The sequence below is a fragment of the Algoriphagus iocasae genome (assembly GCF_014206875.1).
Classification (GTDB): domain Bacteria; phylum Bacteroidota; class Bacteroidia; order Cytophagales; family Cyclobacteriaceae; genus Algoriphagus; species Algoriphagus iocasae.
In genome coordinates this window covers 843787-864672 of the sequence record NZ_JACIJO010000002.1, presented here as the reverse complement: position 1 = coordinate 864672, position 20886 = coordinate 843787, and the positions used below count along the sequence as shown (strand labels likewise).

The following is a 20886-nucleotide window of genomic DNA, read 5'->3' as shown; positions in this document are numbered from 1 at the left end:
TCTATCGGTTATCAAACATGTATAATTTTTTCTTATCAATAGATTTCTAGCAAGAATTGTCTTAGTTAGAAATCGTCACTTCTTTAAAATGGGCATAGGAACTTTTGTCACCTTTGGCGACCATACCCAGTCGGAATCCCATTCCCCAAGGAACCAAATGCTTTACGTCTTGGACTTCTCCTACTTGAATGGATTTACCGTCTACATCCACGGAAGTACTCATTTTATAGCCATCTTTCATCTCCAAAATCAATTTCACTTCCTTAGCATCAGGGATTGTTTGGGTAGCAATTGTTTTGGTTTTCTGATTGATGGTTTCCCAAAGGGTCACTTCATTTCCTTCAACAGAAATTCCCATCCCAGCCACTGGAGCTCCAAATCCATTATTTGCTCCTCCGATGACAGCTAATCCTGCTTCCACATTAGATACAGGAACCACAATTGCCTCATAACGATAATTAAGGGATTTAGTACCCTGCACAAGCAAAGTGCCCAAGGTTTCATTTTCTTCAGAAGCTTGAAGTTTCAGCCCATCTTTTCCTGTTTCATATTGAATGTCCTGAGTCACTCTCCACTGCCAAACAGGATCCAATCTCTTTTTAAAATTATCTGTGAAGTCGAGAGAGGCTTTACTTCTCGTATAAGCCTCATCGTTAGAAAAAACCGGCCACAAATCGTCTGTCCATTCCACTTTTTGAAGGACTCCCTGTCTTCCTACATAGACACTTCCCTCCTGATTGTAAGCATGATTAAGCAACCAAAGCTCCCCATCTTTTTCTACTACAGTGCCATGTCCAGGACATTTCCAACTTTCGTTGTCACGGATGACAGGATTCATATCATACTTTTCCCAGGGACCCAAAAGTGATTTACTTCTAGCCACGCCTGTCACATAATCGCAGGTGATTTCGCAGCATCCCCGAGCAGAATAGGTCGCATAGAAATATCCGTTTTTTCGGAAAATTGCTATTCCTTCCACTAAACCACCTTCCCATTCCTGATCATTATGAAACAGCTCATGCTTTTCACCCACTAAGGCTGTCCGATCTTCATTTATTTCCTGAGCCCAAATCGGGGTCTTTTGTCCTTTGCTATTTCCGTCTTCTTTCCAAAGTAAAAAGAGTTTGCCGTTTTCATCCCGAGTTTCGAATGCATCTATAGAACCATATTCCTGAGCCACCAAAGGACCATGATCAGTGAATTTACTTTCTGGCGTAGCAGCACTTGCAACAGCCACACTCAGTCTGTTACTTTCCTTATCCCGAGCCGTGTAATAGGCATAGATTTTCTTCTGCTTTTCATCATAAGCAAGCTCTGGGGCCCAAAAGTTATTTCTTGCCCAATCCGGTGCTCCATCTGGGAAAACATAATTCACCAACTCCCAATTGATTAGATCTTTGGATTTGAAAATCGGAAAAAGTGGTGCCCATTCATTGGAAGTGGCAGAAGCGTAGTAATAATTCCCGATTTTTACGACAGTGGGATCCGGACGATCACCTGCCAAAACTGGGTTTTCAAAAGAACTCTTTTGTGCAATACTACTTGTGGAAAATCCTCCAATCAAGCATAGCATGCAAATAAAACCAACGATGTTCAATCGTTTATTCATCGATTTTGGGGTTAGTAGTTAATTCTGGAAAAGCTGTAATCCGTAACCTTGCTGCTCCCATAGGGATCAAAGTCACATCGACGATGGGTTGATCGGAAGTTTTTGGCAGGTCTTTCAATTCACCCACCAAGCCATATTCATCAAATTGCCATTCAGGAATTTGTTGGGCTTTTACGACCATTTTAATCGGAACTTCTTCCAAAGTAAAAGGGAAGTCTGATTTTGGCCATTTTCCCATCATAACTTCCACGGAAGAAGCAGGATCATTTTCATCCACCAAAATGCTATAATTCCAGTCTGTAACCGGATGAACTTCCCAAGAAGGCCATTTTTTTGTATCCACACCCTTTTGCCATTTAGAATCTGAAATCGCAGTTTCATCACTGTCTTTCTTCAGGTATTTTTCACGGATCTTCAAAGAATAAGTCAAAGGTCCTCGGCTGATGCTCAAGCTATTGTTATTTTTTTCCCAGCGTTTCGTTTGGACTTCCATTGGCAAAGTGAGGGAAATCAAGTCTCCGTTTTTCCAGGTTCTTTGGATTTTGGCAAAGCCTATTCCAGAAAGATCTGACTTCACCAATTCCCCATTGATTTTGATACTTGCTCCATTCGTCCAAGCAGGAATTCGAAGATAAAGTGGAAATTCTACATCTTTTGGGCTGCTGACAGCAAATTGGATTTCCTCCTCAAAAGGATAATGAGTTGTTTCCTCCAGTTGAACTTCTGTACCGTCACCCACTTTCACTTTGACAATGCTCTCTCCATAAATCGCTGCAACGACTCCATTATCCGGAGTAGCCATCCAAAGGTTTTCTATAAAATAGGGCCAACCCTGAGAATGATTATGCTGGCAACATCTCGAACTGAAGGGGTTCATCATCAAGAAAGGGCCTTTATTTCCAATTCCTGGAAAATGATTTTCCGCATCCAACAAAGCCATATTTGGCGAAGTGATATAATGCAACGCCTTAAAATCAGGCATAACTGCCGCTGGATAGGTATTGAAAGCGACTTCTTCCGCATGATCTCCCCAAAATGGATCCCCGGTTATTCGAAGCATATGCTCGTCTGAGTTCATCTGCTCCACCATCCCACAGGTTTCTACACCCTGTCTCGGATCAGCATATCCTGGTCGGGCATCTTCATCTGCACCAAACATCCCACCTGGCACCTGACCAAAATGGTTGCGCATGATCTCAAAGTTTTCATAGGAAGCTTTTAAGTCTGCTTTATTTTTACTCAGCAAGTAATATTGTGCCGGTTCCCGGAAAGCCTGAGCATGATTCACATTGTGCCAATCGACTTGATTCCTGTACCAATCAGGAACTTCCCCTCCATCTCTAACTTCGTAATAATTCTTAATCTGGTCCAAAGGCAAATCTCTTCCTTCCCAGTTGGCTGTATTCCGGTGGATTTTTTCTGCCAGTTCCAATAAAAACTCATCGCCAGTACGATTATACAGCCAAATGACGCTGTGAAGATTATCCCCTCCACGCAGCTTTTGCCAATATCCTTCTAAAAAATTCTCATCCGGAACCGATAATTCGTACTTGAAATAATTGGTCATCAACTCCAATACCCGTGGATCTTCCGAATGCTCGTAATAGGATTGGAGACAATAGAGCATGATCATATTCGCCCAAAAATCCTGATTTTCCCCATCGAAATGCTTTGGACCAAAATTTCCATCTTCCCGCTGACTATTCAATGTGCCTTCAATCCAGACCATTGCTTCATCGATCATTTTCTGGTCTTCGAGAATGTACCCGATGTTGGCATATCCTTTTAACCAGTAGGGAACTTCCTCCCAGCCCCATTCGCCCTCACCGTCTGGAGAAAGCCAGGCATTGTCCTGCTTTTGGAGCCAAGCTGAAATTTGACCCAGATTCCCGGTCAATCCCTCTTTTTGCCTCAGCAGGTATTCCTTTAGAAATCCTTTTGGCTTGACAGCCCCAACGGGTAATTTGATTAAAGCACTGGGAACCAAAGGAGCTCTATTACTGACGTAATATTGGTTTGTGCTTTGAGAATCTATTTTCTCCACAAACCTCACTTCAGCATTTTCACTTTCAGGCTGACAAGCTATAGCTGAAATGGAAAGGGCTAGAACTAAAATTGATTTTCCTCTGAATTTTAACATCTCCAATTTTACTTTCCTTTTTCCTTAATTAAAAATTGGAGCCGCCTGAATAGAGGTGCTCGGTACATGGTTTTTGATACTAGGCCATCCCTCATTCCAAATTAATGGATCCATCAAAAGTACCCTTCTATTGGTTCCATTATTGAGTTTTGGCTTTGATTTATCCATTCCATGGTACAATAACCAATCCTGACCTTTATCATCTGTGATAATCTCGGCGTTATGGCCTGGTCCGGCATATCCCGTATCTCCAGAATTACTTTTTACTACCAAACTTCCTGCTGAGCCATTCAGAAGTTCATTTCCTTCTTGATCCAAATAAGGCCCAAATAGATTTTTAGATCTTCCAACTAGGACTTTGTAGGTGCTTTTTGCTCCTTCACAACAAGTTCCTGATGAACCAAATAGGTAGAAATAGCCATCTTTTTTAATTAGATAGGCAGCTTCAAGGTGATTTCCGGCAAGCTTTATTTTTTCACCTTCCGCTTTGCTGCCATCAGAGGAAAGTTGTGTAAGATACAACCCGTGAAAACTTCCCCAGATCAAATATTTATTCCCATTCTCTTCGAAATAGAAAGGGTCAATTGAATTAGCTACCCCGATTTCTTCAGAGGTAAAAACAGGGCCTTGATCGACAAATGGGCCCGTTGGTTTTTCCGCTATGGCCAAGCCAATGCCAGGATTTGGATCTCCCCAGGTCGAGAAGGAATAATACATAAAAAATCGGTCACCAACTTTAGTAACATCCGGTGCCCAAATTCCACCTTTGGGTTTCCAGTTAGGCTTTTTTTCCATCGAATTTCCAACCACATTCCAGTGTACCAAATCTTTGGACTGAATCACTGGCACCAAATGGTATCCTCCTTCTTCTCCCCAATTGTCCTCTGTCCCATATGCATAAAAGTAGTCTCCATCCTTGATTACACTAGGATCTGCGAGTACGGGTTCGAAGACGGGGTTTTTAAATTGTAAACTATCTGATTTTGGTGTTACTAAATTGAGATCAAACTGATCATTTTCATTTGGAAAAATTGAAAAAAAGTGGAATGCCAGAATTAGAAAAATAGACATGATTTTAATGTTAATTTCTTAACTGTCGAGGTTCGATTTATCAAGGGGTTACAATTTAATTGATATGATATTAAAACAACACTGAAAAGGATAAGAATGGATACAAATCCACAAACGGTGTGGAAATGCCATTTTCTACTGATATTTTTAAATCCTGAACTAAACAGCGATAAAATCAAGCATTACAAATTTTAAAGAAGCGAAAGCTTAGAAAAATGCGAGATTCACCCGAAACAAGTTCGGGGCTGCTATTGAACTTTTGAAAAAATATAAACCAAATGAAAAAACACTACTTATTAGGTCTGGGCTTGATGCTCTTGCTTAGCGCCAACGTCCAGGCTCAAGACGAAGTCATTGAAAAGATTATCAAAGAGGAAACTGAAAATTCTCAGTTGAAGCAGATCGCTCACGAATTGATGGATGGAATCGGACCAAGATTGGTGGGTACTCCTCAGATGAAGAAGGCACATGATTGGGCCGTTGAAAAATACCAAGGTTGGGGAATTGAAGCTCGTAATGAGCAATGGGGTGAGTGGAAATCTTGGGAAAGAGGAATTACCCATATCGATATGGTTGCACCTTGGACCAAATCATTAGCCGGACAGCAATTGGCTTGGAGCCCAGCTTCACCCCAAGGCGGCGCAACTGGAGAAGTGGTAGTTATCCCTGATTTGGCCGATGAGGCAGCTTTTGCAGCTTGGCTTCCTTCTGTAAAAGGAAAATATGTGATGATTTCTGCTCCTCAAGTTACAGGTAGACCTGATTACAACTGGGAAGAATTCGCTACTGAAGAGTCTTTCGAGAAAATGAAAGAAGAGCGCACTGAGTCAAACAGAGCTTGGAATGCGAGACTTCAAAAAACAGGAAAGGGAAGAAGAGAACTTCCAATTGCTTTGGAAGATGCAGGTGCTTTGGGCATCATCACTTCTTATTGGTCTCAAGGCTTCGGGGCTAATAAAATTTTCTCAGCTTCCACTAAGAAAGTCCCAACCATCGATCTTTCTCTAGAAGATTATGGCCTTCTTTTCAGATTAGCTGAAGGTGGTGAGAAACCTCAAATCAACTTAAATGCACAGTCTAAAGATCTTGGAGTAGCTCCAACATTCAACACAATCGCTGAAATCAAAGGAACAGAGAAGCCTGATGAGTATGTAATGCTTTCTGCACACTTTGACTCGTGGGATGGCGGAACTGGTGCCACTGATAACGGAACCGGTACCATCATGATGATGGAAGTCATGAGAGTTTTGAAAAAAATGTACCCAAATCCTAAAAGAACTATTCTAGTTGGTCATTGGGGTTCTGAAGAGCAAGGATTGAACGGTTCTAGAGCTTTCGTAGAAGATCACCCAGAAATGATGGCTAAAATCCAGGCTTTGTTTAACCAAGATAATGGAACTGGCCGCGTGGCGAATGTTTCAGGTCAAGGTTTTGTGGATAGCTATGAGTATTTAGGAAGATGGATGTCAAAAGTTCCTAGAGAAATCACAAGAGATATCGAAACCAACTTCCCTGGAAATCCAGGAGGTGGAGGATCTGACTACGCTTCCTTCGTGGCAGCAGGAGTTCCAGCTTTCTCTTTAAGTTCTTTAAACTGGTCTTATTTCAATTATACTTGGCACACCAATTTGGACACATATGACAAAATCATTTTTGACGACGTTCAAAGCAATGTGATCATGGCTGCAATCATGGTTTACATGGCAAGTGAAGAAGAAAATATGGTTTCTAGAGAAGTAAGAATTCCAATCGGAAGAAATGGAGAGCCTACTGAATGGCCAGCGATGAGATCACCAACACGCAAAGGAGGATTAGACAACTAATCAACTTTTATTAATATGAAAAAGCCACAGCATTCTGTGGCTTTTTTTGTTTCAATTTTTAGAGAAAAGACTATTAGCGCAAGAGGAAAAGGTTTTGTATTTTTCTATTTCCTAAATCCCCAACAATGAAAAGACTTTTCCTATCGATACTTTTTGTCCTATTCTTTACTTCCACGCTTGTTCATGCTCAGGAAAAAATCTTGGTTGATGCCTTGGAGAAAGCCAGAGTAGAGGGTTTTTCCGGAGTAGTTTTAGTTGCTCAGGAAGGGAAGATACTTTATGAAGAAGCAATCGGAATGAGATCTTTTGAAGATCATGTGGCATTAAAGACAAAAGATATTTTTGAAATGGCCTCTGTCTCCAAGCAATTTACCGCTATGATGATCATGATGTGCCAAGAGAAAGGTCTTCTGAATTATGACGATCCAGTCGGGAAATATTTGGATATCCCATATCGAGGGATTACCATCAGACAGCTACTAACACATACCAGCGGGTTACCGGATTATCAAGCAGTGATGGATGAACATTGGGATAAAAGTAAAGTGGCTGGAAATCCGGACATCTTGGAGTATCTGAATAAATACCAGCCTCCTATGCTTTTTGAACCGGGAGAGAAATATCAGTACAGCAATACAGGATATGTCTTTTTAGCAAGCATTGTAGAAAAAGCAACCGGGAAAGATTTTGTGGAATTGATGAGAGAGTGGATTTTTAAACCTCTCAACATGAAAAGTACTGATATCCGGTCACCAGAAGAAAAGGCCAAGGTGAAGAACTTTGTAGCTGGACATATCAAAGATGAAAACGGATCCTATGTAAATGCCAATAATTTTCACTCTTCAGATTATACCGTATGGTTAGGAAACAGAAAAGGCCCGGGAAGGGTAAGTAGCACAGCAGAAGATTTGTTACTCTGGGATCAAGCTTTGTATGGAGACAAATTGGTTTCCAAAGAAACATTGGAACTTGCATTTACTCCGGCCAAACTGAATGATGGCACAAGAAGCTATTATGGTTTTGGTTGGGTGCTGGAACCAAAAAGCCCGCTTGGAAAAATGGTCATGCACACTGGAGATAACCCGGGGTACAAGACCATCATCGTACGTTACATTGAAGAAAACAAAACTATTATTATCCTCAATAACAATTACCATCCAGACATGATGCGCCTTGTAGAAGCTGCAACATTATCTTTAGGAAAATGGTAAACAATTCAGTTTTATACAATTAATTAATTCTCCAGAGCATCCATTCTAAAGCGCTCCAAGCTTGGTGTTGAATGCTCTTTTTTCATGATCTCTTCTATTTTCTGAACAATCTCTGGATGTGCTTCCGCAATATTATTCTGCTCTCTGGGATCTGTGGATAAATCGTAAAGCTCCACTTCAAGATTACCTTCCTTGACAATATTTTGTCTGATTCCTTTCCACTTGCCCATCCTTACCGCTTGTTGACCGCCATATTCGGGATATTCCCAAAATAAATAATCAGGGTCAGATTGTGGCTTTCCAAGTAAGGTTGGAAGGAAGCTTTTCCCATCGGCATCTTCAGGAACCGGAATCCCCACCAATTCACAGATGGTAGGCATCACATCATAAAAGGCAGAAATAAGATCTGTTTTACTTCCGGTTTCCACTTTACCCGGCCAGTTCACCAGCATAGGTATTCGAATACCTCCTTCATAAACAAAGCCTTTTGTTCTTCCATATCCATTGGTGAATGGCTGCGAGCTGTTGAAATAATCAAAATCAACTCCTCCTGTGTAGGTTGGACCGTTATCGCTAGTGACAATGATAATCGTGTTTTCTTCCAGCCCAAGCTCTTTCAATTTTGCCTTCACTTCGCCGACTTGCTGATCAAATAAGCTGATCATTGCAGCATAAGTAGCATGTGGATATTGATTAGGGAAATACCCACTATTGCCTAAATAGGGGTCTTCCGCCCCAAATTCATTTTGATAGTTTGCTACTTTATCTAACGGCGCCTGAAGTGGCACATGCGGCAGAGGTGATGCATAGTATAGGAAAAAAGGCTCTTCCTGATTCTCTTCAATAAACTTCAGTGCCTTTTCATGCATCAATGTCGGGGCAAAGTCTGCCTGATTGTATTTTGCATAGCTTGCCTCTGCATTTGGATCAGCGCCTTCATCCAATTTGGTGTTTGGAACAACAATAGGATTATTGAGTGGTACTTTGTTTTCATTTTCCCAAAGGTGTGGTGGATATAAATTGTGAGCCTGACGCTGGCAGTTAAATCCATAAAAATAATCAAAGCCCATTTTGGTCGGAACGGACTCAGTAGTCGGACCTCCTAAACCCCATTTTCCAATTATTCCAGTTTTGTAGCCAGCACCCTTTAATACTTTTGCTAGCGTATTGGTATTGGATGGCAATGGCCGTTGTCCTTCCAGATTCGGATCCGCAGCAGCCTTGGCATAATCCCAAACCTCTCCTCTTTCTCTCCACTCGTCATTCCCACGGATATAAGCGTGGCCTCCATGCTTTCCTGTCAAGAGAATACATCTCGCCGGAGCACAAACAGGAGCACCAGAATAATGGTTGGTAAATACCATCCCAGAAGCTGCCAAAGCATCAATATTGGGTGTGTGAATTTTCTCCTGACCTTGATATCCCACTTCACCATAACCCAAATCATCAGCTAAAATGTAAACGATGTTTGGCTTGCTTGGCTCCTCAACGGGTTTGTTACAAGCAAAAAACAATGATATAACTAGGAAGGATAAGACGAGTTTAAACATGGATAAAGGCTTAATTAAAATAATTTTCAATATAGGAAGAAGCCTGATTTAATCGAACAGATTCGTTTCCACTCACCACTTCAAAGGGAAATCCGCTTTCTTCTGCAAGTTTCAAATATTTATCAAAGAAATATTGTCTCATTTCCAATTCCGGATATTCCCTCAATGGATCTGGTTCCCAAGGCATATCGGTATCTGTTAATAAAATCAGACTATAGGTTCTTTTTTGGATTTGTTCTAGCACCCAAGGGTCTGTTTTGCCAAATCTATGCTGAGACCAAATGTGGATAACTCGTAAATCGGTATCACAAAAAAGAAAGTCTTTTGCCTGAAGGACTTTTCTATCTTCCAAGGCAACTTGCCCCTTACCTATTTCCAATAAATCCTCGTAACGATACTCTCTGCCCAGTTTATCGAGATATTCACGGGCAAATTCAGGAACCCAAGGCTCTCCGTATTTTGTGGATAAGTCTTTACAAAGTGTACTTTTCCCGGTAGATTCTGGTCCTAATATCAAGATTCTTTTAGGCTTCATATGCTCTTGCAGATTTAATCCAGGCTATCAGCCCCATCGTGGCTAACACAGTAAAGAAAGTAAATTGGACAGTTGTCAATATCAGTCCTTTATAAAAATAAAGTGGAACAGAAACCAAATCAGTAATAATCCAAAATATCCAGTTTTCCACCTTCTTTTTAGCCATCAGCCACATCCCCACAAAAGCGGAGGAAGTGGTGAATGAATCCCAATAAGGCACATCGCTGTCAGTGAAATTGGACAATACTAAATACAAAGTAAGATACGAGACAAAAAATATCCCCAAGGAAACTAGCCACCCTTTTGGTTTTAGCCAGGTGACTGGCAGGACTTTTTCTCCTGCATTCGGATGAGTCCAAACATACCAGCCATAAATTGACATACTAAAGTAGTAGGCATTGATGCCCATATCGGCATAGAGTTTATATTGGAAGCAAATCCAAACATAAATCAATGTGGAAATAATCCCGGTCGGATAAACCCAGATATGCTCCTTCATGGAATAAAAAACCGATGCAATCCCAAAAAACACAGCCACAGCTTCCAGCCAAGTCATGTTTCTGAGCCCTTCGGTTAAGCCATCAAGGAACCACTGTAAATCCATTCCCGAAATAAGTGATTTTTTCTAAACCTATTCCCCTCAAACTTTGGTTATAAACATTCGAATCAAAACTTATCCATTTTGTCCAACAAGTTTTGGGACTTATTACCCTTTTACCCCTTTCCTGTTTAACTTTGCCAGCTATGACTTTGAGCACTTTACCTGCGAAAACCGATATTGACTCTTTTGATCCGAAGGATTACATCATCATCAAAAATGCACGGGTCAATAACCTGAAAAGCCTGAGCGTTGCAATTCCTAGAAATAAACTGGTCGTAGTTACTGGGCTTTCGGGATCAGGAAAATCTTCTTTGGCTTTCGATACGCTTTTTGCCGAAGGGCAACGGATGTATGTGGAAAGCTTGAGCTCCTATGCAAGGCAATTTCTAGGCAGAATGGAAAAGCCCGATGTGGAATACATCAAAGGTGTTGCTCCGGCCATCGCCATCCAGCAAAAAGTCAATACCAAAAATCCTCGCTCTACTGTCGGAACCACCACGGAGATATATGATTACCTGAAGTTGCTTTTCTCAAGAATCGGGAAAACCATCTCTCCAATTTCTGGCAAAGAAGTAAAACATCATACTGTTACAGATATTGTGGATTTCATCCAAAGCTTTGACGAAGGCAGTAAGGTGATGATTTCTTGTCCTCTTCAGATAGAAAGAGGTAGAAAAATTGAACAAGAGCTGGAGCTACTCCTTCAAAAAGGGTATACCCGAATTCTAATCGATGAAGAAGTCTATTTCGTCGAAGACTTACTAGGAGAAAAGAAAGTTCCAAAGGGCAAATACGAGATTTTGATCGACCGGGCATCTGTGATTAAGGATGATGAAGACAACCAATTCAGAATAGCTGATTCCGTTCAGACTGCACTTTTTGAAGGCCATGGAGATTGTAAAATCACTGTTCCAGGTAAAGAAACACGTTCCTTCTCCGACAGATTTGAGTTGGACGGCATGCAGTTCGAAATCCCAACTGTCAACTTTTTCTCTTTTAACAATCCATACGGAGCCTGCAGAACCTGTGAAGGTTTTGGAAATGTACTCGGAATCGATCCTGATTTAGTCATTCCTGACAAGGAAATGTCAGTGTATGAAGGAGCAATTGCCCCATGGAGAGGGGAATCTTCCAGAAGCTGGCTGGAGCCCTTATTGAAAAAAGGAATTGAATTCGATTTTCCAATTCATAGATCTTACAACGAACTCACAGAAAAAGAGCAACAACTGATCTGGACAGGAAATAAATATTTCAAAGGATTGGATGCCTTCTTCAAAGACTTGGAATCCAAAACTCATAAAATTCAGTACCGCGTGATGCTTTCCCGATTCCGTGGACGTACAACATGCCCTGATTGCAAAGGCACCAGACTTAGAAAGGATGCTTCCTATGTGAAAATTGAAGGAAAGTCCATTACTGACTTGGTTCTGATGCCGATTGACGAAGCTCTATCATTTTTCAATGGCTTGGACCTTCCTCCACATCAGGCAAAAATTGCAAATAGACTACTGAAGGAAATCCAAAGTAGACTTTCTTACATGGATGAAGTCGGTTTGGGATATTTGACATTAAATCGACTGACTTCTACCCTTTCTGGTGGAGAATATCAGCGAATCAAACTGGCGACTTCCTTGGGTTCTGCTTTGGTGGGATCGATGTATATCCTCGATGAACCGAGCATCGGTTTGCATCCAAGGGATACCGATCGCTTGATCGGCGTATTGAAGTCTCTTCGTGATCTTGGAAATACGGTTATCGTCGTGGAGCATGAGGAAAAGGTGATGAAAGCAGCCGATCAAATTATTGATATCGGACCAGATGCCGGCGTTAATGGTGGGGAATTACTTTTCCAAGGGCCGATTGAAGAGTTGATGACTTCTGCTCAGACTTACACTGCGAAATACCTTCGAGGAGAGGAATTGATTTTCAAGAAAGATGGAAATCGCAAATGGAAAGACAGCATCCTCGTCAAAGGTGCAAGAGAAAATAATCTTAAAAATCTCACGGTAAAATTCCCTTTGAACACGCTTACCGTTGTAACAGGGGTTTCTGGATCAGGAAAATCAACCTTAGTGAAGAAAGTCCTTTATCCGGCTTTGGGAAAAATGCTAGGAACGGTCATCGATGAAAGTGGAAAGTATGATAAAATCGAAGGTGATTATCGATCTATTTCCCAAATCGAATTTGTCGATCAAAACCCAATCGGTAAATCTTCCCGATCCAATCCTGTGACTTATGTAAAAGCATATGATGCGATCCGAACGCTTTTTTCCGACCAGCCAATTTCGAAACAAAGAAATTACAAACCTGCATTTTTCTCCTTCAACGTGGACGGTGGTAGATGCGAGGCATGTGCCGGAGAAGGAATCACAACGGTTGAAATGCAGTTTATGGCTGACATCCATTTGACCTGTGAATCCTGTAAAGGCAAGCGCTTCAAGAATGAGATTTTGGATGTCAAGTACAAGGAGAAGGACATTTCTGAGGTTTTGGACATGACTATAGATGAAGCCATCGAGTTCTTCAAAGGAAAAACCCAGATTATCAATAAACTCCTTCCACTCCAGGAAGTAGGACTGGGTTACATCGGAATGGGTCAAAGCTCAAATACCCTTTCTGGTGGTGAGGCGCAACGGGTAAAATTGGCTTCGTTCTTAGGAAAAGGCGGCACCAAATCTGGAGATCATATCTTATTTATTTTCGACGAACCGACCACTGGTCTTCATTTCCACGACATCAAGAAGTTACTTCATTCCATCAATGCGTTGATTGATCAGGGTCATTCTGTGATCATCATTGAGCATAATACCGAAGTGATCAAATCAGCTGATTGGGTCATTGATTTGGGGCCTGAAGGAGGAAACAAAGGTGGGCATTTGACTTTTGAAGGAACTCCAGAAGATATGATGAAGGAAAAGGAAAATTATACTGCGAAATATTTGAGAGAAGCTTTTGTTTAGTGTTTTCATTTCCAATAAACTGGTTCTGAAAACTCCTAATCTCTTAATTTACCTTAAATCAAGGGTAAGAATTTTTGTAAAGAAGGTCTGATGAATATATTAGTTCAGGCATTATCAGCAGCTAATTCAAAATTCATCATGATTAATCGTTTTTTACTAATCCTTGCCATTGCATTTTTTCCCATTATCACTTTTGCGCAAAATAGAGTTGAAGTCAAAGATCCAGAGATCAAGTTCAGCTATATTTTACCGGAAGGATGGAAGGTAAATGATGATGGATACGATTACAAAATTGAATCAAAAGACTCGAACAACGCCTACATCTCCATTACTTATGTAGAAAAGGCTACGGGAAATAAAAAATTCGACTCCGTCGTAGAATCTCAATCATTCAAAGATGATTTTCAATTTGAGTTGGATTATAATTTACCCGATGAAATGAAGAATTTCCAACTGGAAGAAACTGGAAATTCCACTATAGATGGCGCTCCCGCTTTGTGGGCCAAATTTTCTCATGGGGAAAAACAAGATCAAACCGGTGTCTTTTATATGTTCCAAAAGCTAAATCAATCCTTCAAAATCCTGGGGTCCTCACCTGCCAGTGCATCAGAAAAAGTCAAACCTATTTTTTCAGGAATTATCCAAAGCTTTAAAGCAGAGAAACAGTAGATTTCAAATTTGAGAATTTGCTAGGTACGAGCTGTTCGAGATTTACAATCCGAATAATTGAAATACTTTAAACTATTCCAAATAAAAACTCCCTCAATCCCACAGTCTTCACCTTTTCCGTAAGTGGAAAACCTTCTTTTTCTCCTGTATTTTCCATAGAGATCTGGAAATCGAAAGTATGATTTACGATTTTCATGTTAAGTGGAATTAAATAAAAAAGGAGAGCCGAATGACTCTCCCTTTTTTGCAACCTAAACCCTTTATTTATCTAAACATTCACTTACGTTGTTCCAAGTGCCTCCATTGACAACATTCTGGAAACCATTTTGTTCTAAAATGCTCTTAGCCTGAGCACTACGGTTTCCGCTTCGGCAAAACACTACGATATTTTTCTTTCCTTTAAACTTCGCCAATTGACTATTGATTCTATCCAAAGGAATATTTACCGCACCTTTAGCGGATCCTGAGGCAAACTCACCTGCAGATCGCACATCTACTAAAAATGCGCCTTCGGCAATCGCCTCTTTCAATTTGGTATTGTCTGTTGTCCCAAATAATGCTGAGAAGAAATTCATATGATTATTGTTTTTGTTTCAAGATTATGCATGCAATTTCAAACCTAATCTTCTTAAAAACAGGAACTTTTGTCACACAAGACTTTTGAAAGCTTCATTTCCAACAGAATCCCTCTTCGGAAATATTTAATCCGCTGAAATTCAAGATTTTTTTAACTGGTGCTAATCCAAAAGACAATTCCTTTTAAATTCATGGCTTCATACTATCCCCAACTTTATGAGAAAACTGATACTTCTAACAATTTTCGCTTTTTCGATCACCTTAAGCTCTTGGGCTCAGATCCAGACTCCTGAGCAGTTTTTGGGTTATAAACCTGGCGATCGTTTTACTCCACATCATCGAATGGTGGATTATTTCGAGCATGTTGCGGCAAATAACCCCAATGTGAAACTGATCCAATATGGAGAGACTAACGAAAAGCGTCCACTTATTGTAGCCATCATCGCTTCGGAAGAAAATATGGCTCGAATTGAGCAAATCCGTGAGGATAATTTGAAAAGAGCCGGGGTTTTGGAAGGTGAACCTTCCACTTCAGTTCCGATCAACTGGATGTCTTTCAATGTGCATGGAAATGAATCCGTAGGCATGGAAGCGGCAATTTCCTCTTTTTATACCTTGGCGAATCCCGCTAATACAAAATCTCAGGATTGGCTAAAAAATCAGGTTATCATTTTGGATCCTTGTATCAACCCTGACGGTCGCGATCGCTATTCCAACTGGTACAATCAGAAAATGAACACAAGATTGCAGCCTGATTTGCAGTCGGTAGAACATAATGAACCTTGGCCGGGAGGTCGTGCAAATCATTACTTGTTTGATCTAAATAGAGACTGGGCGTGGCAAGTACAGGTGGAATCTCAACAGAGAATGAAACTTTACAATCAGTGGCTTCCACAATTGCATTTGGATTTTCACGAGCAGGGAATCAACAACCCATTCTACATGGCTCCAGCTGCAGAACCTTTGCATGAGCAATTGACTCCTTGGCAGCATGAATTCCAGGATACTTTCGGTAGAAATACAGCCAAATACTTCGACGAAGCGGGACGTTTCTATTTTACCAAAGAGCGTTTCGACCTACTTTATCCATCTTATGGAGATTCCTACCCAATGTTTAATGGAGCCATCGGGATGACTATCGAGCAAGGTGGCGGTGGTCAAGCCGGTATCGGTGGATATAACTCTGTTGGGGATACTGTGACTTTGAGCTATAGAATTGCTGGGCATTATACGGCTGCCATGTCTGCGGCTGAGGTAACCAGCCAAAATGCCGAAAAACTATTGGCGGAGTATCAGAAGTTTTATGATGAAAACTCTTCTAGCCCGAAAGGCAAATACAAAAGCTTTGTAATTAAAGGAGAAAGCAACCCTGCGCAGGTAGCCAAATTATTGGAATTGTTGGATAAGAATGGAATCAAATATGGTAAAGCAGGTTCTAAATCAGGTCTGAAAGGATATGAATACCAAACAGGTAAAAGTGGTTCCTTTGCCACTTCAGATGAAGACATCATTATCAGTGCCTATCAACCTAAATCTGTATTGACGCAAGTTTTCTTCGAGCCGAATCCGGCTTTGCATGACAGTATAACATATGATATCACCAGTTGGGCTTTGCCTTATGCTTATGGATTGGAGGCCTATGCTGTCGAAACTAGATTAGATCCTGCTGGAGCGTATGAAGCACCGGAATTTACAGCAAATCAGGTTGGAAAAACTCCAGTTGCTTACATGGCTGCGTGGGAAGGAACAAGAGATGTAGCTTTCTTGTCAGCTTTGCTAAATGAAGGAATCAGAGTGAAATATCCTGAGTTTCCTTTCGAAGTGGAAGGAAAAAGTTTCCCGGCAGGTTCACTTTTGATCACAAAAGGAGGAAATGAATATGTGACGAATTTTGACCAAAAAGTGGTTGAAATCGCTAATAAATTCGGGGTAACCTTGGCCACCACTATGAGTGGCTATATGGACAAAGGCAAAGACTTTGGCTCGCCAAATATCAGAATCATTCAAGCACCAAAAGTTGCATTAATAGGTGGATCCGGAACCAATTCCTTAAACTATGGAGCGATCTGGCATTTCTTTGAAAAAGAGCTGGATTATCCATTGGTGAATCTGGAACTTGAAAACATGGGTCGCTATGATCTGAGAAAATACGATGTGTTGATCATGCCTTCCACTAGAGGCGGAGGTTTATCAAAACCAGCGATGGACAATGTCATGGAATGGGTTCGTGGAGGAGGAAAATTGATAGCGATCGATGGTGCTTTGGGAGCATTTGCCAACAAAGAAGGCTTTGATCTAGCGACTTTTGACACAGACGAAGAGAAAAAAGCTGCTGAAAAAGAAGCGACAGCATTAGAAAAAGAAGAGCGTTTGGCTCCTTACCAAGAAGGTGAGCGAGTAGCAATTTCTGGCGGTGCAGCAGGTGCGATTTATGAAATCACCATGGACGAAACGCATCCACTTGGATATGGCACAGGAGGAAAATATTATACCCTGAAAAACAACTCAAGTAGGTATGCATTCCTTAATAACGGAGTAAATGCGGGTATCATCGCCAACAACGATGCATACCGAACAGGCTATATTGGATTTAAAATCAAATCTAAAATGGGAGAGTCCATGGCTGTAGGAGCTGAAAGAGCTGGAAGAGGCCAAATCGTTTATTTTGTGGATGATCCGATCTTTAGAGGATTCTGGGAATCAGGAAAACTGGTTTTGAGTAACGCCATTTTTATGGTAGGCCAATAAAGATAAAATAGGTTAAAAGAAAACCGGCTGCTGAAAAGTGGTCGGTTTTTTTATGTGTCCTCCCACTATTTTTTCATTTTGAAACAATATTTTCCCACTTAAATAATTCTTCAATAAGAAATCCTGATTATTTTGAGATTACAAAAATTAGCAAGCTATATTTTATTGAATTTCAAACCATTATCAATAACCCAAAATCATGAAATCATGCTAGGCACATTCTTTCCAATCTGGAAGGATTATTCAGGCTAGCAAGATTCCATCTGATTTTAAAAACAAACTATTTCAGATGAAAAACCAAAGACGCGAATTCTTTAAGAAAGTCGGCGTAGGTACAGCAGGCCTTGGATTGGCTGCAAGCGTTCCTTTTTCTACCCATGCAGAAAGCAATTCCAAACAAGCCAGCTCTGGTCAATTCCTACAAATAGGAGATAGTATTGCAGAAGCAAATACAGATTCCGGCAAAATCAGAGGATATATTCTCAATGATGTTTATACTTTTTTAGGAGTTCCTTATGGGGCTGATACTTCTGGTAAAAACAGATTTATGCCTCCACAGAAACCTGAAAAGTGGACTGGAGTAAAGCCTACGATCTGGTGGGGAAATACGGCTCCTCAAATCATGGACAACCGCTATGCGAGTCCTGACTATTCTTTTGCCGACCATTGGAATTATGATGATGTAAGTGAGGATTGCCTCAAACTAAATGTTTGGACTCCAGCTTTGGACAGCAAAAAAAGACCGGTTCTGGTTTGGCTACATGGAGGTGGATTTACCAACGGAAATGGCATCGAACAAGACGGCTACCATGGTGAAAACATCAGTAAAAACGGAGACATCGTTTTCGTTTCCATCAATCATCGCCTAGGTCCAATCGGATTTACAGATCTTTCGGGTGTCGGTGGATCAAAATATGCCCATTCTGGCAATGTCAGCCAATTGGATATTATTGCTTCATTGGAATGGGTCCGTGATAACATCGCCAATTTCGGGGGAGATCCTGGTAATGTCACCATTATGGGTCAGTCAGGTGGTGGAGCAAAAGTTACTGCCACCATGTCCATGCCTGCTGCAAAAGGTTTGGTACACAAAGGCGTTCCTTTGAGTGGATCTATGCTGGTAGCAAATGATCAGGAATATTCCAGAAAGCTCGGAGAATATGTTTTAAAGGAGGCAGGATTAAGCCCTGAAAATGTCGATAAACTTCAGGAATTAAGCTGGAGGGAATACATCGACATTGCTAACAAAGCATTGGAAAAAATGAGGAAAGATAATCCTACTCCAGGCTTCCGAGGTGGATTTGGTCCGGTCGCGGATGGTGTAAATATCCCTAAAGGAGAGTTTTTCTCCGATCCAAATGGTCTTGCTTCTGATATTCCAATGTTGGTTTGTACGACCTTCCACGAGTGGAATCCAACCAGAACATCTCCTGAATTGGAAAAAATTGATTGGGCAGGAGTGGTCGAAAAAATCCAACCAAGATTTGGTGCTGATTCAGAGAAAATTGTGAATGCCTTTAGACAGGATTTCCCGGATGCTTCTCCAGCTGATATTTGGGCGATGGTCCTTTCTAACAGACAAGGTGCAATCAACACCGCCAATGCAAAAGCCAAACAGAAAGCTCCGGTTTATTTGGCTTGGTTCGGCTGGGAACCAGAATTATACAATGGAAGAATGAAAGCTTTTCACTGTATTGATATCTGTTTTTGGTTTGATAACACCGATCGGATGTATACGCATACTGGCGGAGGCGATAGACCAAGAAAGTTATCCAAAGCCATGTCTGCTTCCCTTTTAGCTTTCATGCGCACAGGCAATCCAAATGCAGGTGCATTACCAAATTGGAAAGAATATTCTCCAGAAGGTGGAGAAACCATGATTCTCAATGACGTCAGCGCCCTCAAAAATAATCCTGACAAAAGAGGAAGAGAGGCTTTGCCTAGCTAATTAAGAATAAATCAATTATTTACCATCGCTCAGGTTTGTGTATTCAGGCCTGAGCTTTTTTATTACATTGTAAACAAGCAGTCTACCCAATAATATTCCTCTCATGAAACAGCTCATTTTTATTCTTGCATCGGCTATTTTCCTGAACAGTATTCCCTCTTTTGGCCAAATGTCCCAACAGGCTAGAGATAGCATTGCAAAACTCAGCCAAGAAGATCATCAATTGATGATGCAAAAATTAGGAATTGAGTCGCTTCGACCTGGTCCTTCTGGAAATCCAGAAGCTCCCAATGCGGCAAACAAAGATGAGTCGATTGCAACTCCATACAGCTCTCTTCCTGACCCCTTGGTTTTTGATAATGGCCAGCCAGTGAGAAACAAAAAAGATTGGGAAAAAAGAAAGGCTGAGATCAAAGAGCATTTTGCTTCAGAGATTTATGGAAGAATCCCAGAAAATACCCCTTCCGTTACCTGGGAAGTCCTCGAAGAAAAAGACAGCCTATTCGGTGAAGTTCCTGCCAGGTTTAAAAAGCTAATTGGACATGTGGATAACTCATCCTATCCAGAAATCGATGTAAACATTGAAATGTATATGGCCACCCCTTTAGAAGCCAAAAATGTGCCTTTGGTGATGCAATTCAGTTGGATTTGGCCAGCAAGTATGCAGCGTCCAAGACCACAAGGGCCGACTTGGCAAGAGCAGATGTTGAAAGAAGGTTGGGGATTTGCAATGTTAATTCCAACAAGTTTTCAGGCAGATAACGGAGCCGGGTTAAGAGCTGGAATTATAGGTTTGGTCAATAAAGGTCAACCAAGAAAATTGGATGATTGGGGAACCTTGAGAGCTTGGGGATGGGGAGCGAGCAGAGCTTTGGATTACCTAGAAACTGATCCAAGCGTCGATGCCAGAAAAGTTGCCATAGAAGGTCTTTCCAGATACGGGAAAGCAGCTTTGGTTACCATGGTTGACGAACCTCGATTCGCCATAGGATTTATTGCTTCTTCCGGAGCCGGCGGGGCAAAAATTTTCCGAAGAATCTACGGAGAACAAGTGGAGAACTTGGCTTCTTCCGGAGAATATCATTGGTTTACTCCTAATTTCATCAAGTACGCAGGTCCACTTACGCCCATGGATTTACCAGTGGATGCACATGAAATGGTTGCGATTTGTGCGCCTCGACCTGTATTTATTTCCGGGGGAGATCCAGATGTGGAGGGACACTGGATTGATGCGGTAGGCATGTTTAAAACTGCGGTTGCTGCTACGCCAGTTTATGAGCTATTGGGTAAAAAGGGTATAGAAACCGACCAATATCCAGGAACGAATGTCGGATTATTGGACGGGGATTTAGTATTCCGCCAGCACGATGGAGGCCATACCGAAGGTCCTAACTGGGCATATTTCATTGAATTTGCAAAGCGGTACTTAGAGGATTAAATTCGAT

The 20886-nt window shown here is 41.3% G+C and carries 15 protein-coding genes and 1 pseudogene; 8 read left to right on the top strand and 8 right to left on the bottom strand.

Features of this window, described 5'->3' with window-relative positions; translation table 11 throughout:
• Positions 1–61: 61 nt before the first annotated feature.
• From FHS59_RS11175 to FHS59_RS11165, 3 genes are read right to left on the bottom strand one after another with little or no spacing between them, the layout of a single operon-like run.
• Positions 62–1609, bottom strand: coding sequence for a glycoside hydrolase family 43 protein (locus FHS59_RS11175; protein WP_184495226.1), 1548 nt, complete (start codon positions 1607–1609; stop codon positions 62–64).
• A complete protein-coding gene (locus tag FHS59_RS11170) occupies positions 1602–3749 on the bottom strand; it encodes a beta-L-arabinofuranosidase domain-containing protein (protein ID WP_184495225.1) in 2148 nt (715 codons plus the stop codon). Before FHS59_RS11170 ends, FHS59_RS11175 begins: the two co-directional genes overlap by 8 nt.
• A 24-nt stretch (positions 3750–3773) precedes the next feature.
• A complete protein-coding gene (locus FHS59_RS11165; RefSeq protein ID WP_184495224.1) occupies positions 3774–4820 on the bottom strand; it encodes a family 43 glycosylhydrolase in 1047 nt (348 codons plus the stop codon).
• A 278-nt stretch (positions 4821–5098) separates the two neighbouring features.
• On the opposite strand from FHS59_RS11165, the gene FHS59_RS11160 reads away from it, so the two are divergent.
• Together FHS59_RS11160 and FHS59_RS11155 are read left to right on the top strand one after the other, a co-directional pair.
• Positions 5099–6643 carry a M20/M25/M40 family metallo-hydrolase gene (locus FHS59_RS11160; RefSeq protein WP_184495223.1) on the top strand — a complete coding sequence of 515 codons (1545 nt, stop codon included), beginning with the start codon at positions 5099–5101 and terminating at the stop codon, positions 6641–6643.
• 125 nt (positions 6644–6768) lie between these two features.
• Positions 6769–7854 carry a serine hydrolase domain-containing protein gene (locus tag FHS59_RS11155; RefSeq protein WP_184495222.1) on the top strand — a complete coding sequence of 362 codons (1086 nt, stop codon included), beginning with the start codon at positions 6769–6771 and terminating at the stop codon, positions 7852–7854.
• Positions 7855–7877: 23 nt separating this feature from the next.
• On the opposite strand, the gene FHS59_RS11150 is transcribed toward FHS59_RS11155, so the two are convergent.
• From FHS59_RS11150 to pnuC, 3 genes are read right to left on the bottom strand one after another with little or no spacing between them, the layout of a single operon-like run.
• The gene (locus FHS59_RS11150) at positions 7878–9404 is read right to left on the bottom strand and encodes an arylsulfatase (protein WP_184495221.1); all 1527 of its coding nucleotides are present in this window, start codon (positions 9402–9404) and stop codon (positions 7878–7880) included.
• A gap of 10 nt (positions 9405–9414) precedes the next feature.
• Positions 9415–9939 carry an AAA family ATPase gene (locus tag FHS59_RS11145; protein WP_184495220.1) on the bottom strand — a complete coding sequence of 175 codons (525 nt, stop codon included), beginning with the start codon at positions 9937–9939 and terminating at the stop codon, positions 9415–9417.
• Complete coding sequence (gene pnuC / locus FHS59_RS11140) at positions 9929–10543, bottom strand: nicotinamide riboside transporter PnuC (RefSeq protein WP_184495219.1); 615 nt, start codon at positions 10541–10543, stop codon at positions 9929–9931. The genes FHS59_RS11145 and pnuC overlap by 11 nt, the downstream gene beginning before the upstream one ends.
• A gap of 140 nt (positions 10544–10683) precedes the next feature.
• Between pnuC and uvrA the strand changes: the two genes are divergently transcribed.
• Entirely contained in the window at positions 10684–13500 is a 2817-nt protein-coding gene (uvrA, locus tag FHS59_RS11135) for an excinuclease ABC subunit UvrA (protein ID WP_184495218.1), read from the top strand.
• Between the two features lie 90 nt (positions 13501–13590).
• Positions 13591–14169 carry a hypothetical protein gene (locus FHS59_RS11130; RefSeq protein ID WP_184495217.1) on the top strand — a complete coding sequence of 193 codons (579 nt, stop codon included), beginning with the start codon at positions 13591–13593 and terminating at the stop codon, positions 14167–14169.
• 67 nt (positions 14170–14236) lie between these two features.
• Here the strand turns inward: FHS59_RS11130 and FHS59_RS23450 are convergent, their stop codons facing one another.
• A complete protein-coding gene (locus FHS59_RS23450) occupies positions 14237–14365 on the bottom strand; it encodes a hypothetical protein (RefSeq protein ID WP_262890865.1) in 129 nt (42 codons plus the stop codon).
• 64 nt (positions 14366–14429) lie between these two features.
• The gene (locus tag FHS59_RS11125) at positions 14430–14744 is read right to left on the bottom strand and encodes a rhodanese-like domain-containing protein (RefSeq protein ID WP_184495216.1); all 315 of its coding nucleotides are present in this window, start codon (positions 14742–14744) and stop codon (positions 14430–14432) included.
• 217 nt (positions 14745–14961) lie between these two features.
• Between FHS59_RS11125 and FHS59_RS11120 the strand changes: the two genes are divergently transcribed.
• The 4 genes and pseudogenes from FHS59_RS11120 (at position 14962) to FHS59_RS11110 (ending at position 20879) form a co-directional block, all read left to right on the top strand.
• The gene (locus FHS59_RS11120) at positions 14962–17493 is read left to right on the top strand and encodes a M14 family metallopeptidase (protein ID WP_184495215.1); all 2532 of its coding nucleotides are present in this window, start codon (positions 14962–14964) and stop codon (positions 17491–17493) included.
• Positions 17494–17782: 289 nt separating this feature from the next.
• A pseudogene (locus FHS59_RS11115) lies at positions 17783–18895 on the top strand (carboxylesterase/lipase family protein); the annotation flags it as partial.
• On the top strand, positions 18875–19441 hold the full coding sequence (locus FHS59_RS23605; RefSeq protein WP_394353571.1) for a carboxylesterase family protein: 567 nt from the start codon (positions 18875–18877) through the stop codon (positions 19439–19441). The pseudogene FHS59_RS11115 and the gene FHS59_RS23605, both read left to right, overlap by 21 nt.
• A 103-nt stretch (positions 19442–19544) precedes the next feature.
• Positions 19545–20879 (top strand): glucuronyl esterase domain-containing protein, encoded by a 1335-nt coding sequence (locus tag FHS59_RS11110; RefSeq protein WP_184495213.1) that lies wholly within the window; start codon positions 19545–19547, stop codon positions 20877–20879.
• The last annotated feature ends 7 nt before the right edge of the window (positions 20880–20886 follow it).

Bases quoted from the DNA above. Each gene is read 5' to 3' on its own strand.
- FHS59_RS11175 (WP_184495226.1), bottom strand. From the start codon at position 1,609: ATGAATAAACGATTGAACATCGTTGGTTTTATTTGCATGCTATGCTTG.
- FHS59_RS11170 (WP_184495225.1), bottom strand. From the start codon at position 3,749: ATGTTAAAATTCAGAGGAAAATCAATTTTAGTTCTAGCCCTTTCCATT.
- FHS59_RS11165 (WP_184495224.1), bottom strand. From the start codon at position 4,820: ATGTCTATTTTTCTAATTCTGGCATTCCACTTTTTTTCAATTTTTCCA.
- FHS59_RS11160 (WP_184495223.1), top strand. From the start codon at position 5,099: ATGAAAAAACACTACTTATTAGGTCTGGGCTTGATGCTCTTGCTTAGC.
- FHS59_RS11155 (WP_184495222.1), top strand. From the start codon at position 6,769: ATGAAAAGACTTTTCCTATCGATACTTTTTGTCCTATTCTTTACTTCC.
- FHS59_RS11150 (WP_184495221.1), bottom strand. From the start codon at position 9,404: ATGTTTAAACTCGTCTTATCCTTCCTAGTTATATCATTGTTTTTTGCT.
- FHS59_RS11145 (WP_184495220.1), bottom strand. From the start codon at position 9,939: ATGAAGCCTAAAAGAATCTTGATATTAGGACCAGAATCTACCGGGAAA.
- pnuC (WP_184495219.1), bottom strand. From the start codon at position 10,543: ATGGATTTACAGTGGTTCCTTGATGGCTTAACCGAAGGGCTCAGAAAC.
- uvrA (WP_184495218.1), top strand. From the start codon at position 10,684: ATGACTTTGAGCACTTTACCTGCGAAAACCGATATTGACTCTTTTGAT.
- FHS59_RS11130 (WP_184495217.1), top strand. From the start codon at position 13,591: ATGAATATATTAGTTCAGGCATTATCAGCAGCTAATTCAAAATTCATC.
- FHS59_RS23450 (WP_262890865.1), bottom strand. From the start codon at position 14,365: ATGAAAATCGTAAATCATACTTTCGATTTCCAGATCTCTATGGAAAAT.
- FHS59_RS11125 (WP_184495216.1), bottom strand. From the start codon at position 14,744: ATGAATTTCTTCTCAGCATTATTTGGGACAACAGACAATACCAAATTG.
- FHS59_RS11120 (WP_184495215.1), top strand. From the start codon at position 14,962: ATGAGAAAACTGATACTTCTAACAATTTTCGCTTTTTCGATCACCTTA.
- FHS59_RS23605 (WP_394353571.1), top strand. From the start codon at position 18,875: ATGTTGGTTTGTACGACCTTCCACGAGTGGAATCCAACCAGAACATCT.
- FHS59_RS11110 (WP_184495213.1), top strand. From the start codon at position 19,545: ATGAAACAGCTCATTTTTATTCTTGCATCGGCTATTTTCCTGAACAGT.